The sequence below is a fragment of the uncultured Gelidibacter sp. genome (assembly GCF_947500795.1).
Classification (GTDB): Bacteria; Bacteroidota; Bacteroidia; order Flavobacteriales; family Flavobacteriaceae; genus Gelidibacter.
In genome coordinates this window covers 358,741-374,786 of the sequence record NZ_CANMTE010000001.1, presented here as the reverse complement: position 1 = coordinate 374,786, position 16,046 = coordinate 358,741, and the positions used below count along the sequence as shown (strand labels likewise).

General features: G+C 37.7%; 17 protein-coding genes. 14 read left to right on the top strand and 3 right to left on the bottom strand.

Annotated elements, in window-relative coordinates; translation table 11 throughout:
• The first annotated feature begins 27 nt into the window (after nt 1–27).
• Nucleotides 28–1,797 (top strand): sodium:solute symporter, encoded by a 1,770-nt coding sequence (locus Q0947_RS01660; protein ID WP_299390598.1) that lies wholly within the window; start codon nt 28–30, stop codon nt 1,795–1,797.
• On the top strand, nt 1,794–2,765 hold the full coding sequence (locus tag Q0947_RS01655; RefSeq protein WP_299390597.1) for a Gfo/Idh/MocA family oxidoreductase: 972 nt from the start codon (nt 1,794–1,796) through the stop codon (nt 2,763–2,765). Before Q0947_RS01660 ends, Q0947_RS01655 begins: the two co-directional genes overlap by 4 nt.
• Nucleotides 2,766–2,864: 99 nt before the next feature.
• Here Q0947_RS01655 and Q0947_RS01650 read toward each other — a convergent pair whose 3' ends face one another.
• The gene (locus Q0947_RS01650) at nt 2,865–3,710 is read right to left on the bottom strand and encodes a DUF2911 domain-containing protein (RefSeq protein ID WP_299390596.1); all 846 of its coding nucleotides are present in this window, start codon (nt 3,708–3,710) and stop codon (nt 2,865–2,867) included.
• Nucleotides 3,711–3,937: 227 nt separating this feature from the next.
• On the opposite strand from Q0947_RS01650, the gene Q0947_RS01645 reads away from it, so the two are divergent.
• From Q0947_RS01645 to Q0947_RS01590, 12 genes are all read left to right on the top strand, one after another.
• Nucleotides 3,938–4,597, top strand: a complete 660-nt coding sequence (locus Q0947_RS01645; RefSeq protein WP_299390595.1) for a TetR family transcriptional regulator C-terminal domain-containing protein — start codon at nt 3,938–3,940, stop codon at nt 4,595–4,597.
• Nucleotides 4,594–5,907: an AarF/UbiB family protein gene (locus Q0947_RS01640; protein ID WP_299390594.1), complete on the top strand. Its 1,314-nt coding sequence runs from the start codon at nt 4,594–4,596 to the stop codon at nt 5,905–5,907. The genes Q0947_RS01645 and Q0947_RS01640 overlap by 4 nt, the downstream gene beginning before the upstream one ends.
• A 51-nt stretch (nt 5,908–5,958) precedes the next feature.
• Nucleotides 5,959–7,407, top strand: a complete 1,449-nt coding sequence (locus tag Q0947_RS01635) for an SDR family oxidoreductase (RefSeq protein WP_299390593.1) — start codon at nt 5,959–5,961, stop codon at nt 7,405–7,407.
• A 481-nt stretch (nt 7,408–7,888) separates the two neighbouring features.
• Complete coding sequence (gene folE / locus Q0947_RS01630) at nt 7,889–8,587, top strand: GTP cyclohydrolase I FolE (protein WP_299390592.1); 699 nt, start codon at nt 7,889–7,891, stop codon at nt 8,585–8,587.
• Nucleotides 8,588–8,591: 4 nt separating this feature from the next.
• The gene (locus Q0947_RS01625; RefSeq protein WP_299390591.1) at nt 8,592–8,816 is read left to right on the top strand and encodes a hypothetical protein; all 225 of its coding nucleotides are present in this window, start codon (nt 8,592–8,594) and stop codon (nt 8,814–8,816) included.
• A 178-nt stretch (nt 8,817–8,994) separates the two neighbouring features.
• A complete protein-coding gene (locus tag Q0947_RS01620) occupies nt 8,995–9,468 on the top strand; it encodes a glutathione peroxidase (RefSeq protein WP_299390590.1) in 474 nt (157 codons plus the stop codon).
• Between the two features lie 9 nt (nt 9,469–9,477).
• A complete protein-coding gene (locus Q0947_RS01615) occupies nt 9,478–9,939 on the top strand; it encodes a TspO/MBR family protein (protein WP_299390589.1) in 462 nt (153 codons plus the stop codon).
• 39 nt (nt 9,940–9,978) lie between these two features.
• A complete protein-coding gene (locus Q0947_RS01610; protein WP_299390588.1) occupies nt 9,979–10,446 on the top strand; it encodes an SRPBCC family protein in 468 nt (155 codons plus the stop codon).
• Nucleotides 10,447–10,461: 15 nt separating this feature from the next.
• Complete coding sequence (locus Q0947_RS01605; RefSeq protein WP_299390587.1) at nt 10,462–11,766, top strand: deoxyribodipyrimidine photo-lyase; 1,305 nt, start codon at nt 10,462–10,464, stop codon at nt 11,764–11,766.
• A gap of 266 nt (nt 11,767–12,032) precedes the next feature.
• Nucleotides 12,033–12,878 (top strand): alpha/beta hydrolase, encoded by an 846-nt coding sequence (locus Q0947_RS01600; protein WP_299390586.1) that lies wholly within the window; start codon nt 12,033–12,035, stop codon nt 12,876–12,878.
• Nucleotides 12,878–13,348, top strand: coding sequence for a sigma-70 family RNA polymerase sigma factor (locus Q0947_RS01595; RefSeq protein ID WP_299390585.1), 471 nt, complete (start codon nt 12,878–12,880; stop codon nt 13,346–13,348). The genes Q0947_RS01600 and Q0947_RS01595 overlap by 1 nt, the downstream gene beginning before the upstream one ends.
• Nucleotides 13,338–13,928 (top strand): hypothetical protein, encoded by a 591-nt coding sequence (locus Q0947_RS01590; protein ID WP_299390584.1) that lies wholly within the window; start codon nt 13,338–13,340, stop codon nt 13,926–13,928. Before Q0947_RS01595 ends, Q0947_RS01590 begins: the two co-directional genes overlap by 11 nt.
• Before the next feature lie 76 nt (nt 13,929–14,004).
• Here Q0947_RS01590 and murA read toward each other — a convergent pair whose 3' ends face one another.
• Nucleotides 14,005–15,315, bottom strand: a complete 1,311-nt coding sequence (murA, locus tag Q0947_RS01585; RefSeq protein WP_299390583.1) for a UDP-N-acetylglucosamine 1-carboxyvinyltransferase — start codon at nt 15,313–15,315, stop codon at nt 14,005–14,007.
• Between the two features lie 6 nt (nt 15,316–15,321).
• On the bottom strand, nt 15,322–15,972 hold the full coding sequence (locus Q0947_RS01580; RefSeq protein ID WP_299390582.1) for a DUF4290 domain-containing protein: 651 nt from the start codon (nt 15,970–15,972) through the stop codon (nt 15,322–15,324).
• Between the last annotated feature and the right edge of the window lie 74 nt (nt 15,973–16,046).

Here is a 16,046-nt window from a genome sequence, read left to right as displayed (position 1 = left end):
TTTATTTTATCATGAAATCCTTCTAACATGCAGCTATTAGATTGGATTGTACTCATCGGAACGCTATTGGCCATTGTTATTTATGGCACTTGGAAAACGCGCGGCAGCAAAAATGTTGAGGATTATTTAAAAGGCGGCAATGAAGCTAAATGGTGGACCATAGGCTTAAGTGTGATGGCCACCCAAGCCAGTGCGATTACATTTTTATCCACGCCTGGACAAGCATTTCACGACGGGATGGGCTTTGTGCAATTCTACTTTGGATTGCCCATTGCCATGATCATCATTTGTTTGGTGTTTATTCCGCTGTATTACCGACTCAAAGTCTACACCGCTTATGAATTTTTGGAAAATCGATTCGATTTAAAAACCAGAAGCTTGACCGCTATTTTATTTTTAATCCAACGCGGCTTGGCTGCAGGGATTACCATTTACGCACCTGCCATTATCCTCTCTGCGGTATTGGGTTGGAATCTGAACTTACTGATTATCATTATTGGAATTTTGGTAATTATTTATACAGTATCAGGAGGTACGAAAGCGGTCAGCATCACCCAAAAACAGCAAATGGCGGTTATTTTTACGGGCATGTTCATTGCGTTTTTTCTCATTGTCAGCTACCTTCCAGAAAACATCACGTTTACCAAAGCCTTAGAAATTGCTGGGGCAAGCGGAAAAATGGAAATTCTGGATTTTTCCTTTGATTTCAATAACCGTTACACCTTTTGGAGTGGGGTTATTGGAGGTTCATTTTTGGCGCTCTCCTATTTTGGGACAGATCAAAGTCAGGTGCAGCGTTACCTGTCAGGGAAATCAGTTAAGGAAATGCAAATGGGACTGATTTTTAATGGGCTCTTAAAAGTACCGATGCAGTTTTTTATTCTGTTGGTCGGGGTGATGGTCTTTGTGTTTTACCAATTTAACACCTCGCCTATCAATTTTAATCCGGCCGCCACAGAAACCGTGATGAATTCCTCATATGCTGAAGATTACACCAAATTGCAACAACAACAAAATGACATTTTTGAGGAGAAAAAGGAAGTCATGATGCAGTATGCGGGTAACAAAAGTGAGCTCTTAGCAACGCAAATTGCACTCTATAATGATGAAGATAGAGCCAATAGAGAGGCTGCAAAAGAATTGATCAGCAAAGCCAATACAGAACGCGTACTTTCTGTAGAAACAAACGATAAAGATTATGTGTTTATCCATTTCATCTTAAACAACCTACCACGCGGATTGATCGGCTTGCTACTGGCAGTAATTTTAAGCGCTGCCATGTCGAGCACTGCGAGTGAGCTTAATGCCTTGTCTTCAACCACGACTATGGATTTGTACAAGCGCAGCTACGCTCAAGATAAAAGTCCACAGCACTACTTACAAGCCTCTAAATGGTTTACCCTGGCTTGGGGCGTTTTAGCTATTATTTTTGCTTCAGCAGCCTATTTGGCGGATAATTTAATTCAGTTGGTCAATATCATTGGCTCCATTTTTTATGGCAATATTTTGGGCATTTTCCTGTTGGCCTTTTTCTTTAAACATGTTAGAGGCAATGCGGTATTTATTTCCGCACTTATTACCCAAGCCCTTGTGTTGAGTTTATACTTTTTAGATGAATACAATTACATCAATCTTCCGTATTTATGGTTGAATTTTGTGGGCTGCTTTTTAGCCATTATTATCGCCATGCTCATTGATTTCAAAGGTATATCAAAAAACAACCGACTCACATTACTATTTTTGATTAGCCTCCTGGCCTATTTCAGTTATTTAATCTATAAAAATTCCATGTCATGAAAACTATAAGATGGGGCATTATCGGGCTCGGTAAAATTGCCAATAAGTTTGCTACAGACCTGCAATCGGTTACCCATTGCGAACTTTATGCGGTGGCCTCAAGACATCAGGAAAAAGCAAATTCGTTTGCCAAGCAATATAATGCCATTAAAGCTTACGATTCTTATGAAGTTTTAGCGGCTGACCCTAATATTGATGCTATTTACATAGCGACACCTCACAGTTATCATAAGGAGCATGCCATCATGTGCATGAACCATAAAAAAGCGGTATTGTGCGAGAAACCATTAGCTTTGAATCTTAAGGACGTAGAAGCGATGATTGCCAGCGCCAAGTTGAACAATGTATTGTTTATGGAAGCTTTATGGACCTATTTTTTACCGCATTACCAATTCGTTTTAAGTGAATTGAAATCAAATAAATACGGTGCGATCCAAAAATTAGAAGCCGATTTTGGTTTTCAACCGACCATAGACATGGAATCACGAGTATTCAAAAAATCACTCGGTGGCGGTAGTTTGTTGGATATTGGCATCTACCCTATTTTCGCTGCCTTATCCACCTTAGGAAAACCAATAGATATTGAAGCTAAAGCCACGTTTTTTGATAATGGTGTGGATGCCACTTGTGATGTTATTTTCAATTACAATAATGGTGTGAAGGCGTTTTTAAAAAGCACGTTGTTGGAAGAAACACCCACCGAAGCAATTTTTCATTGTGAACACGGCACCATTAAAATCAACACCAGATTCCATCAACCTTCTACCGTAACCATCACACATAAAGGACAAGAAACAACGCACGAGTTCGGATACACCACAATCGGTTACAGCTATGAAACTGAACATTTTAATGATCTGTTACGAACCAACAAAGTTGAAAGCCCGATAATGACCCACGATTTTAGTAAAAACCTTATGTTTATATTAGATGATGTCAGGCATCTCATCAATTTAAGATACGATTAAAAAAACTCCCAACTTTTAATGTTCCGTATAGCAAAAAAAATAAGCCTCACAGTATTTGTGAGGCTTACTAATTTATAAAGTCTTAATCGGTTTATGCAACTACATTGCTCCCCATTCTTTCAAGGAATCTTTGTTCATTTTAACATAATCCGCATTACCAGCAGCTTCTGATGCCGCTAAAGATTTTTTAGCAATTTCAATAGCGCCTTTCTTATCGCCTGCTTTTGCATAAATCAACGATTGTTGTCTTAATTGATAAAACATAGGTTTTGGAGTCATTGCCATCGCTTTGTCAATCCATTCCTTAGCTTTTTTCATATCCTTGCCTTCTTGTAAATAATACACTGCAGCATTGTAATAATCGCCAGCATCAGGGCCGTTCATGACTTTCTCAATTGAAGAAGACACCAACTTATCGGTAGGCACGTCAAATTTAACGCCTACATATACATTTGCCCACATCATACCAAGGGTTGCACCGCCACTTCTTAAATCATCAAATGACATTGTAAATGTTTCGATATCCATTGGCAACGGATAGGTTTCAGCAGATACTTTTGCAGCAACTTTAGAATCGTCCCATTTTTCAGGATTCCCCCAATTGTTAGAATCCGTATAGAAAAATACGTCCCAAGACTTATCGTTAGGCGTTGCATATAATGCATACGTTCCAGCTTTTAAGGTTTTGCCACCTACGGTAACATCTGTACTAAAAGTAATCTTAGTGTTTTCATTCGCTCCCAATCTCCAAACCTGTCCATAAGGAATTAAATCTCCAAAAACGGTACGACCTCTCATGTTAGGACGAGAATATTCTAAAGTGACATCCGTCAAACCAACCTTTTGTTCAATCGTGGAAAAAAGACTCGGTTGTGGGGTTTTAATTTGTGCATTCACTGAAAAGGACATCCCGATTACAGCGAGACAAAGCATAATTTTTTTCATAATAATCTATATTTTAGATGGTTATTTTAAGTATTACGTAAAATTACAGCTTTTAAAACCCTCAATTGTTAATGAAATCTTAAAATAAATCTTGTTTTAAGTTCAATCTTCTGCAATTCAAACCCTTAAATCTAAAATTAGAATATCATAAAGCGCTGTTAAACTTTGTTTAATGTTATCATTAAAAAGTTAAACATTACGTACCTTTACTTATATTTTAAAAAATCATGGCAAAACGACATCCTATTTCAGCACAGAACATCATCACCTATTATATGGATTATGTTCTAGAACACGGCAAACAACCCAAGTCCGTATATATATTTTCAAAAGCAAACAACTTTGAAGAGTCTACATTTTACGAACATTTTGGTTCTTTTGAAGCGATTGAAAAACACATTTTCAAAGCTTTTTTTGATAACACCATACTCGTATTAAATGAAAGTGAAGACTATCAATTGTTCGATGCCCGCAACAAATTGTTAAGCTTCTACTTTACATTTTTTGAAAATTTAACTGCCAACAGAAGCTATGTATTATTTGCGCTAAATCGCCATAAAAACAGTCTGAAAGGACTTGCCGTACTGTCCGAACTTAAACAAGGTTTTTCACAATTCATCAATGCTTTAGATATAGAAACCATAGATCTTAAAGAAGAACGCATCGACAAATTTCAACGTCGTGCCCTACAGGAATCTGCTTGGATTCAGTTACTGGTGACCTTAAAATTTTGGATGGATGACAGCTCGCCTTCGTTTGAAAAAACAGACATTTTTATTGAAAAATCAGTCAATACCAGTTTTGATGTTTTAAATATTACGCCATTAAAAAGCGTAATCGATCTTGGAAAATTTCTTTTCAAGGAAAAAATACACATGCCTAAATGAAAACCATAAATAAAATTCCAGTATCAAAAATTCAACGTGCCTCTAAATTAGTATCGACAGGTGCCAAAGTTGGTGTCAATTACCTCAAATATTACGGTGATAAATTGACCAAAACTGAACTGGAAGCGCGTTCAAAACTCAATGAAAATAATGCTGAAGATATTTACGACAGTTTAAAGCAACTTAAGGGGAGTGCTCTGAAAGTGGCTCAAATGCTGAGTATGGAGAAAAGCATTATGCCGCAAGCTTATGTTGAGAAATTCTCCTTGGCACAATTTTCAGTACCGCCATTATCGCCGGCCTTAGTACTAAAAACGTTTAAAACCTATTTTGGTAAATTACCTAATGAGCTTTATGATTCCTTCAACACAACTTCTGTAAACGCTGCAAGCATAGGCCAAGTCCATATTGCAGAAAAAAACGGGAAGAAACTTGCTGTGAAAATCCAATATCCGGGAGTTGCCCAAAGTATTTCGTCTGATCTTGCCCTTGTAAAACCTATTGCCATGAAAATGTTCAATATCAAAGGAAAAGATTCTGACAAATACTTTAAGGAAGTTGAAGGAAAGCTCATTGAGGAAACCAATTACATATTGGAAGTGCAACAGAGCAAAGAAATTGCTGCCGCTTGTGCCCATATTCCTAATCTGCATTTTCCGCAGTATTACGAAGACTTATCCTCAGAACGCATTATTACGATGGATTATATGGAGGGTGAACACCTTTCGGAATTCACGGCTCACAACACCAATCAGGAGGCTGCCAACAAGATAGGCCAGGCGCTATGGGATTTCTATATGTACCAAATTCACGTGCTCAAAAAAGTTCATGCTGATCCGCACCCTGGAAATTTTCTAATTTCAAAAACAAACCAATTAATTGCGCTGGATTTTGGCTGTATGAAAACCATTCCGGACGAATTTTATGCTCCCTATTTTGAATTGGCGAAACCTGAAAATATTTCCAACAAGGCCTTTTTTGTCGAAAAATTGTACCAATTAGAAATTTTACGTGAGGACGATTCTGAAGAGGAAGTGGCATTTTTTACGGAAATGTTTCACGAATTATTAAGCTTGTTCACCCAACCGTTTCATGCCGAAACTTTCGATTTCTCAGATGGTGAATTCTTCGGAAAAATAACGGAACTGGGCCAACGCTATTCTAAAAATACGGAACTAAGAAAAATGAACGGTAATAGAGGCTCAAAACACTTCATTTATATGAACCGTACCTTTTTTGGGTTGTATAATTTGATGTTCGATTTAAAAGCGAAGGCCATCAACATCAATAATTTCAGTACCTTTAAATAGTACATTCTGGTCTCAATAGTATCTGACGGCCTCTAACATTATAAAATTTATATGAAAATTCTCGTTACTGGGTCTACAGGCTATATTGGCAAGCGCATCATTCCTATACTCATCAATGAAGGCCATCACGTAGTTTGTGCGGTACGAGACCAACTCAGAGTAGACAAAACTTACCGCGAAGACCCAAATATCACGATTGTTGAAGCCGATTTTTTAAAACCAGAAACACTTCAAAACATTCCGAAAGATATTGATGTGGCCTATTACCTCATACACTCCATGTCTAACACTTCTAAAGATTTTGAAAAACTGGAAGCCACATGTGCTGAAAATTTTGAAAACTACTTTTCTACCACTCAAGTAAAACAGGTCATCTATCTAAGTGGTATTACCAATGATGAAAATCTCTCCAAACACCTGCAATCACGTAAAAACGTTGAAGAGTTATTAGCGTCAGAAAGCTATGCGCTCACCATTTTTAAAGCAGGGATTATTGTAGGCTCTGGAAGTTCATCGTTTGAAATCATTAGGGATTTGGTTGAAAAATTACCGGTAATGATTGCTCCAAAATGGTTGAACACCAAAACGCAGCCCTTAGCAGTTAGAGATGTTTTGGCATTTTTATCCAAGGCCAAAGGACGAGAAGAACTATACAATAAATCCTTCGATATTTTTGGCCCCGAAGTGATGACTTATAAGGAAATGTTGCTCAAATTTGCAGAGGCCAGGAAATTAAAACGGTACATTTTGACAGTGCCTGTGATGACTCCAAAACTATCTTCCTATTGGTTGTATTTTGTGACGTCTACCTCCTATAAACTCGCGTCTTCCTTGGTAGATAGTATGGGCATTGAAATTATTGGTAATAAAAGTGATATTAACAGCATTCTTGATGTGCAGCCCATCACCTATCGTGAAGCCGTAGATTTAGCATTTGAAAAGATTGAACAGAACAGCATTGTGTCCAGTTGGAAAGATTCCCTCGTTAGCAGCGGTCGCCTAAAAAACAGTCTTCACAAATATATCAATGTGCCTACTTATGGCTGTTTTACCGATTATAAGGAGCGAAAAATTATAGATATGGACCGCACGATTAACCGAATTTGGTCTATTGGTGGTACCACAGGTTGGTATTACGGCAACTATTTATGGAAAATTAGAGGCCATCTTGACAAACTGTTCGGAGGTATTGGATTGAGACGCGGCAGGACGCATGTTTCAGAATTAGATGCTGGAGATGCGCTGGATTTTTGGCGGGTGATTTTTAGTGATCGGGACGAACGCAAACTATTATTATATGCCGAAATGAAACTTCCTGGTGAAGCCTGGTTGGAATTTAAAATTGAAGATGGACTTCTTAAACAAACCGCTACATTCAGACCTCGCGGATTGGCTGGCCGCTTGTACTGGTATAGTGTATTGCCGTTTCATGGGTTTATCTTTCGAGGCATGATCAACAAACTTGTTGAAGTTGAGGATAACCAAATGTTGAACACATAACTACCTTTTAATTTTAATTAACGACTACCGCATTTTATAAATGCAGCACTTCCCTGTGGCCATAATTCTTAAATTTCTAATCTTCCATGAAGATGAATTAAAATAGTGCCTCCATTCTGTAAGTATTATCAGTAATCCGCTACTAAAGCAAGTGGCTTTGCTGCACCATCAAATTTCAAATGTTAAAAATTGTTTAATGTTTGACACACAAACTTAAACAATGACTTAAATAACCTATATTTATAAATTGATATTCGAGACCGCTCAAATTAACAAAAAGCACCTTGAGCATATCAATTTTGAACTTTAAAATGAGTACTCACTTTAACAGGTGTTACAACATAAAATCAGACAGTTCCAAAATGTGACCAACACATTCGCTTAGTCTTGATTTTAATGCCAGATAACTTAAGTTCAAAATATTAACGTTGCTTTGCTTCGCAAATTTAATTTCCGAAGACAGCACATATAAAAGACAATAATGATTACCGACAAAGAATTAAAAATACCCCACCCCAATCATAAATTAAATGGATTTAGCGTTGACGATATTGGCGACGACCATTTATACACAGGATTACAAACCCCACTAAAACCCGATGCCTTCAAACTTTCTGACAAAGAAAAAAAACAGCGCATTGCGGGGTTATTTGAAGAAATTATGGATGTGATGGGACTGGATCTCACGGACGACTCATTAAAAGGCACCCCACAACGTGTTGCTAAAATGTATGTTGATGAGATATTTTCAGGCTTGAATCCTGCCAACAAACCTAAGATTGCATTGTTTGATAATAAATATCAATACAATCAGATGTTGGTTGAGAAAAACATTACCCTTTACTCCAATTGTGAACATCATTTTGTTCCAATATTCGGAAAAGCCCACGTGGCATATATTTCTTGCGGCAAAGTAATTGGCCTTTCAAAATTGAACAGGATTGTTCAGTATTATGCTAAACGCCCGCAAGTTCAGGAACGTTTGACCAATCAGATTGCGGAAGAATTAAAACATATTTTAGGAACAGAAGATGTTGCTGTTATTATTGATGCGAAGCATTTATGTGTGTCTTCACGAGGCATCAAGGATGAATCATCAGCAACAGTAACCTCATATTACGGTGGAAAATTTGGCACACCGGAAAAAATTGCCGAATTGCAAAATTATTTAAAAGATTAAGATTATGGACATTATTAATGAAGCACTTGAATTTGAGCAACGAAAACTAAAATCACTTACAACAAGTGATCGTATCGAGATTTCTAGACAAGCTAAAACATTAATTTTAGGCTTGAACGAAATTTATAAACGCAAAAAAGATGAACAGATTATGGACATCATGAAGCGATTGACAGCTATAAAACGTAAAGTTGAAAAACGATTGAACGGAAGACCTTTAGTTGCATAAATGATAACAACTGGCGACCTAGAATTTGAGGTCGTCACATCATAACTTGTGCAATAGCGTCAACATAGGCCAAAATAGGCCGTATAAATTAATTGGGTGGTGAGATGGCAGCTGCTTTAAACAGCAAAGCTACTTCACCACCTTTTTTTTACAATAGACTCAAAAAAATCCGAAAAAATTGACATCATTCTACAATCTAAAAATCAACAGTCTGACGGGGCAACCCATAGCGCTTACCGATTTTAAAGGGAAACACATTCTTATAGTGAACGTGGCTTCTAAATGCGGATTTACACCACAGTACAAAGATTTACAAGCCTTACACGAGCGTTATAAAGACCAATTAGTAATCATAGGTGCGCCTTGTAACCAATTTGGCGGACAAGAGCCTGGTGATGCTGACGACATTAACGCGTTTTGTGAGCTCAATTATGGCGTCACATTTTTGCTTACAGAAAAAGTTGACGTGAAAGGCAAAAACCAACACCCGCTTTACCAGTGGTTAACCCAAAAGGAAGAAAACGGTGTAAAAGGATCGTCAGTTAAGTGGAACTTCCAAAAATACCTGATCGACCAAGATGGTCAGCTGATTGATTATTTTTATTCGCTTACCAAACCGTCGAGCTCCAAAATTACCAAGCACCTGAACTAATCAGCAGCAATGAAATTTTTAAAACCATTTCTCCTCTTTCTTTTCATCAACTTCAGTGCTTTGGCACTAGGTGTTTTACTAATGGGAGATGGCGCGACAAGTGACTGGTACACCTCTATGAATAAAGCGCCTTGGACACCACCAAATTGGATGTTCGGTGCTGCTTGGACCTTAGTAATGCTGTGTTTTTCCATCTATATGGCATTGCTTTATCTAAAACAGCCTACTAAAAAAGTCATCACCTTATTCGCTTTCCAATTTATACTGAATGTCGCTTGGAACTTTGTGTTTTTCAATCAACAGTTGGTTACTTTAGGGTTTATCATCATAACCGCATTGACGCTTGTAATTGCTGCTTTTTTGGTCACTTTTTCAAAGCTGATGCACCTCAGGAGTTTACTCATCCTTCCCTATATGGTGTGGATTGTAATAGCCACATCACTTAACCTCTATATCTTAGTCAATAATTAATTTTAGACATCTTTTTCCGAAGGACTCAAAGCTATTCCCATGAAAATATACACGCTTCATCAAAAACAAAAGCTCCCCATAAGCATGGAAACGGCGTGGGATTTTCTGTCAGATCCTAAAAACCTAAAGACCATTACCCCTGATTATATGGGGTTCAATATTCTCTCTGGTGCAGATCGTCCAATGTTTGCTGGACAAATTATTCAATATATTGTCACGCCTGTGATGGGCATCAAAACCAAATGGGTCACAGAGATTACACATAGTGTGAAAAACGACTATTTTGTAGATGAGCAACGCTATGGGCCGTATGCCATGTGGCACCACAAACACTTTATCAAACCCATTGATGGCGGTGTGGAAATGGAAGACATCATCGATTATAAACTGCCTTTCGGAATTTTAGGACAGCTGGTCCACCCTATTATAGTAAAGCCTAAATTGGAAGAGATTTTCAAGTATCGCACACAAAAATTAGAAGCATTATTTGGGGTCTATAAAACGTAAAATGCATTATAACAGATGAAAAATCCTATCACTATATTTTGGTTTCGTCGCGATTTAAGATTAGATGACAATGTCGGGCTGTACGAAGCTTTAAAGTCGGAACATCCTGTGTTACCCATTTTTATTTTTGACACTGAAATTTTAGATGAACTTCCTAAAGATGATGCGCGCGTCTCCTTCATTTACGACACCCTTCAAACAATGCGTACGACCTTACAAAAGGAACACGAAAGCGGATTGGCCATGTTTCACGGAAAACCTTTGGAGATTTATAAACAGCTCCTAAAAGATTATCAAATTTCTGCCGTATACACCAATCACGATTATGAACCTTATGCCCAAAAGCGCGATTCAGAACTACAGGAATTTTTATCAGAAAACGGAATCGAATTTAAGACGTTTAAAGATCAGGTCATCTTTGAGAAAAATGAAGTAGTCAAAAAAGATGGCACGCCGTATATGGTGTACACGCCCTATATGAAGGTTTGGAAAGAGAAATTCAATACTAGTGACTTAGGGATTTACAATACCAAACTGATGCTAAATAATCTTATCAAAACTTCCAATCTGCCTCATGTAAGTCTGTCGGAACTCGGTTTTAAAAAATCAACTCAGAAGATTGCAGCTTATAACACAACGCCTACGCTCATTCAAGATTACGAAAAAACCAGAAATTTCCCAGCCCAAGATGGCACCTCGCGCCTTGGTCCGCACCTGCGCTTCGGCACTGTCAGTATTCGTAAAATGATTAAAAAAGCAATTGCTGAAAACAATGAAATCTTTTGGCAAGAACTCATTTGGCGTGAATTTTTTATGCAGATTTTATGGCATTTCCCGCATACAGTAGACCAAAGTTTCAAACCCAAATATGACCGCATTGAATGGCGCAATAACACGACAGAATTTAAACTATGGTGCGACGGTAATACGGGTTATCCTCTTGTAGATGCGGGCATGCGTGAACTGAACGCCACTGGATTTATGCACAACCGCGTGCGCATGCTGGTGGGCAGCTTTCTGTGCAAACACTTGTTAATTGATTGGCGTTGGGGCGAAGCATATTTTGCTGAAAAACTACACGATTATGAACTTTCGAGCAATGTTGGCAATTGGCAATGGGTTGCGGGATGTGGCGTTGATGCTGCGCCTTATTTCCGAATTTTTAATCCGACAACCCAAATTGAGAAGTTCGATAAAGATCTAAAATACATCAAAAAATGGGTGCCCGAGTTTGACACATCCAGCTATCCTAAACCTATCGTAGATCATAAAGAAGCGCGGGAACGCTGCTTGGCAACTTATAAGCGCGCTTTAAATTAAAATAGAAAGCGAATAAATAGGCTTACTAAAAAATGAATTAATGGTGGAAAACACCATCAATGACCAAAGAATACCAATCATGGTGCGTGGTAAAGACTAGTGGCTGCGTGGAATAACAGCGTAACAATCCAAACTAGTAACTCACCTAACTTTGACCAATAGAATTGATTGAATCTAATTTTTTGTTATAAATTCTGTAACATTTCTGATATGCTCGTATCCAAAAGGAAAATAAAAGAATACTAACTTAATTTCCTGAGACTATTATGAAAATCAACATTACCATAATTTTAATTGTATTTTGTTTTGCCACTACCACTTTCGGTTCTAACGCCAACTATCCCTTCACAGTTAAAATATCAGGACAAGGTGATCAATCGATCATTTTTATTCCAGGCTTCGCCAGTTCTGGAGATGTCTGGAAAGATACGTTAACACAATTTGAAGGAAGCTTTACCTGTTACACCTTTACAATGGCAGGATTTGCGGGTGTCGCACCGCAACAACCTATCACTTTTGAAAATTGGAAATCAGAGATTGCTAATTACATCAAAAATGAAAAGATTGAGCAGCCCATCCTTATTGGTCATAGTATGGGAGGCGGCTTGGCATTAGCAATTGCCGCAGATTACCCAGAGCTCATTAAAAAAATTGTTATTGTTGACGCACTTCCGGCGCTGATGGCACTGAGCAACCCCGATTTCAAGCCTACCGAAAATTTAGACTGTTCTGAACAGGTTAAGCGTTTTCAAGAAATGGAGGACCTGCAATTTTATCAAATGCAAAAATCAAGTCTGCCCATGATGATGGAAAATTCAGAAATGCATGACGCTGTTCTTGGTTGGAGCGTGGCATCAGACAGAGAAACCTTTGCCAAAATGTACTGCGATTTCACAAACACTGATTTAAGACCATACCTCAAAAAGATTGAAAGCCCCGCTCTCATTCTTTTGCAATCTTATTTTGTAAATTTCAAACCCGCCATAGAAGCTCAATATAAAGACCTAAAAACTGGTAAGTTGCGCTATGCGAATAAAGGTCTGCACTTTATTATGTACGATGATAAAGATTGGTATTTTAATGAATTAAAACAATTTATTACTGTCAACTAATGACTTTTGAAGAAATCTACAATCACTATTGGGCTAAAATTTTCCGTCTGTGCATGGGTTATGTGAATGAACATGCCTTGGCACAAGATTTGACCCAAGAGACCTTCATCATCGTTTGGCAACAGTTACCGAAATTCAGGAATGAATCGAGTATTGGTACTTGGATTTACAGAATTGCCTCCAATAGATGTTTGAGACAACTTGAAACCAACAAACGGTTTCAAAAATCAGAATTGCCCTATCAACTTAAAGCGGACAATCCTATTTCCATTGAACCACAAATCCATTTTTTATACGCCTGTATTTCAGAATTACCGGAAACCGATCGTATAATTATATCACTAGAACTAGAAGATGTCAAACAGGCTGAAATTGCCAAAATTATTGGCTTATCAGAAGGCAATATAAGAGTAAGGATTCACCGAATCAAAGCTATTTTAACAGAAAAATTCAAAGTTTATGAGCGCTAATATCGATTTTAAAAACCTTTGGAGACAGCAAGAGGTTCAGCAACCCCATTTCGAGGAGTTGATGCGTAATTTAAAACATTACAAAAGCAAAGGTCTGAAACGCCTAATATTGATTAATGTTTTATTATTCATTACAATAATGTGCTTAATAATGATCTGGTATTATTTTCAACCACAATTGATCACTACTAAAATTGGAATTCTTATTTCCATATTCGCAATGGTCATTTTTGTGCTCTCCTATAATTCGCTATTTAAATATTATAAAGCTACTCCAGAAACTGAAAGCAATAGCGCATATTTACAGAGTTTAATTGTTGTTAAAGGCAAACAGAAGTTTATACAAACAACGATGTTGCAAGTGTATTTCATTTTACTCTCCCTCGGAATCTGTCTCTATCTATATGAATACCTCATCATGATGCCAAGAGTTGTAGGAGTGTCGTTTGGTGTCTTAACACTCGCATGGTTGGCATTCGTTTGGTTTTATCTCAGACCAAAAACTATTAAAAAACAAGAGGAAAAATTAGATACTTTGATTAAGAAGTTTGAGTTGATCAATCGGCAATTGAGCGAATAGACTAAATTTAAAGAATAAAAAAATGCCTCGAATTTTTCGAGGCATTTTGTATTTGTATGATTATAGTCTAAAGCAATTAACTTACCCTTGTTATTTTTGCTCCTATCGCTCGCAAACGCTCATCAATACGCTCATATCCACGATCAATTTGCTCGATGTTATGGATGGTAGACGTCCCTTTTGCGGATAATGCAGCAATTAGTAATGAAACACCAGCTCTAATATCTGGCGAGGTCATTGTTGTCGCTTTTAAACTCGAATTGAAGTCATGCCCAATTACGGTAGCACGATGCGGATCACAAAGTATGATTTTAGCGCCCATATCAATCAATTTATCCACGAAGAACAATCGGCTCTCAAACATTTTTTGATGTACTAAAACAGCTCCTCTTGCCTGTGTGGCGATTACCAACACGATGCTTAACAAATCTGGCGTAAATCCAGGCCAAGGGGCATCAGCAACGGTTAAAATAGAGCCGTCAATATAGTTTTGAATTTCGTAGCCGTCTTTATGTTCAGGAATAAATATATCCTCTCCTTTACGTTCAATCGTAATGCCTAATTTTCTAAAGACATCAGGAATTTGTCCCAAATCATCCCAACTCACGTTTTTTATGGTCAATTCACTCTTGGTCATGGCCGCCAATCCTATCCAGCTTCCAATTTCAATCATGTCAGGCAACATTTTATGTTCTGTGCCTCCTAATGCATCTACACCTTCAATAATCAGCATGTTAGAACCAACACCACTAATTTTGGCACCCATTCTGTTCAGCATTTTGCACAATTGTTGCAAATACGGTTCACAGGCTGCATTATAAATAGTGGTTACACCTTCCGCTAAAACGGCCGCCATGACAATATTGGCTGTTCCGGTTACAGACGCTTCATCCAACAGCATGTACGCCCCTTTTAATCGGTCAGCTTCTACGCCATAAAAATGGTCTTCACGGTTGTAGCGGAATTTTGCGCCCAAATTGATAAACCCTTCAAAATGGGTATCCAATCTACGGCGTCCAATTTTATCACCTCCTGGCTTTGGAATATAGCCTTTTCCAAAACGTGCTAAAAGTGGCCCAACAATCATGATGGAACCTCTCAAACCTTTACCGTCTTCTTTAAATTCAGCCGATTCGAGATACTTCATATTGACTTCATCCGCCTTAAACGTATAAGAGCCTGAACCAATTTTATTGATTTTGACCCCTAAATTTCCTAAAAGCGAAATCAGTTTATTAACATCAATGATGTCTGGGATATTATGAATAGTTACGGTTTCTGGTGTCAATAAAACAGCACAAAGAATTTGTAATGCTTCGTTTTTTGCACCTTGAGGTTGGATACTTCCTTTTAATTGATGACCTCCTTCAATTATAAATGTTGCCATGTATGGTTAGTAGCGTTTTCTGTTGCGGTTGGTATTGCTTTTTTTACTGTGTACTTTCTTATTACTTGTAGCAGTGTACTTTTTCTTGTTTCGCATTAAGGTAGAAGCATCAGACAAGTCTTCATCTTCCGCTTTTAAATTGATGGTACCTCCTGACAATTCATATAAATGCTTAAAAATGACATCGTCCTCAACAGTATCTTTGTTCCAATTTAGGAAACATTTTTTCATGTGATTGGCAATGGTATAAATCAAAGCTTCCTTTAAATCGCCTTCTTCCCATGTATTGGCAACATCAATCATTGTTTTGATATTGTTACCATAAAAACGGTATTTCGGGAAATTCTGCGGATATTCTAATGGCTCAGGATGTGCCTGTAATTCTTCTTTTAGCGGTTTTGGATAAGGCGAATTAACATCCAAATCAAAATCGGCCATTATAAATAACTGATCCCAAAGTTTGTGTTGAAAATCAGGTACGTCTCTTAAATGTGGTTGCAAATTACCCATTACAGAAATGATGGCTTTTGCAACTTCATTGCGCTCCTCTTTTGTAGGGCGCTCTTTGGCGTAATTGATCATTTTTTGTAGATGTCTTCCGTATTCGGGAATGATCAAATGTTCACGCTCAGTATTGTATTCTAAATTATCTATCAAAATATAAAATGTGTAGTATTAATTGTTTTGCAGCGGAGTACGTTGTGCAGGCCTGCAAAATACGAAAAAATAAT

Coding starts and splice junctions, on each gene's coding strand:
- Q0947_RS01660 (WP_299390598.1), top strand. CDS start 28: ATGCAGCTATTAGATTGGATTGTACTCATCGGAACGCTATTGGCCATT.
- Q0947_RS01655 (WP_299390597.1), top strand. CDS start 1,794: ATGAAAACTATAAGATGGGGCATTATCGGGCTCGGTAAAATTGCCAAT.
- Q0947_RS01650 (WP_299390596.1), bottom strand. CDS start 3,710: ATGAAAAAAATTATGCTTTGTCTCGCTGTAATCGGGATGTCCTTTTCA.
- Q0947_RS01645 (WP_299390595.1), top strand. CDS start 3,938: ATGGCAAAACGACATCCTATTTCAGCACAGAACATCATCACCTATTAT.
- Q0947_RS01640 (WP_299390594.1), top strand. CDS start 4,594: ATGAAAACCATAAATAAAATTCCAGTATCAAAAATTCAACGTGCCTCT.
- Q0947_RS01635 (WP_299390593.1), top strand. CDS start 5,959: ATGAAAATTCTCGTTACTGGGTCTACAGGCTATATTGGCAAGCGCATC.
- folE (WP_299390592.1), top strand. CDS start 7,889: ATGATTACCGACAAAGAATTAAAAATACCCCACCCCAATCATAAATTA.
- Q0947_RS01625 (WP_299390591.1), top strand. CDS start 8,592: ATGGACATTATTAATGAAGCACTTGAATTTGAGCAACGAAAACTAAAA.
- Q0947_RS01615 (WP_299390589.1), top strand. CDS start 9,478: ATGAAATTTTTAAAACCATTTCTCCTCTTTCTTTTCATCAACTTCAGT.
- Q0947_RS01610 (WP_299390588.1), top strand. CDS start 9,979: ATGAAAATATACACGCTTCATCAAAAACAAAAGCTCCCCATAAGCATG.
- Q0947_RS01605 (WP_299390587.1), top strand. CDS start 10,462: ATGAAAAATCCTATCACTATATTTTGGTTTCGTCGCGATTTAAGATTA.
- Q0947_RS01600 (WP_299390586.1), top strand. CDS start 12,033: ATGAAAATCAACATTACCATAATTTTAATTGTATTTTGTTTTGCCACT.
- Q0947_RS01595 (WP_299390585.1), top strand. CDS start 12,878: ATGACTTTTGAAGAAATCTACAATCACTATTGGGCTAAAATTTTCCGT.
- Q0947_RS01590 (WP_299390584.1), top strand. CDS start 13,338: ATGAGCGCTAATATCGATTTTAAAAACCTTTGGAGACAGCAAGAGGTT.
- murA (WP_299390583.1), bottom strand. CDS start 15,315: ATGGCAACATTTATAATTGAAGGAGGTCATCAATTAAAAGGAAGTATC.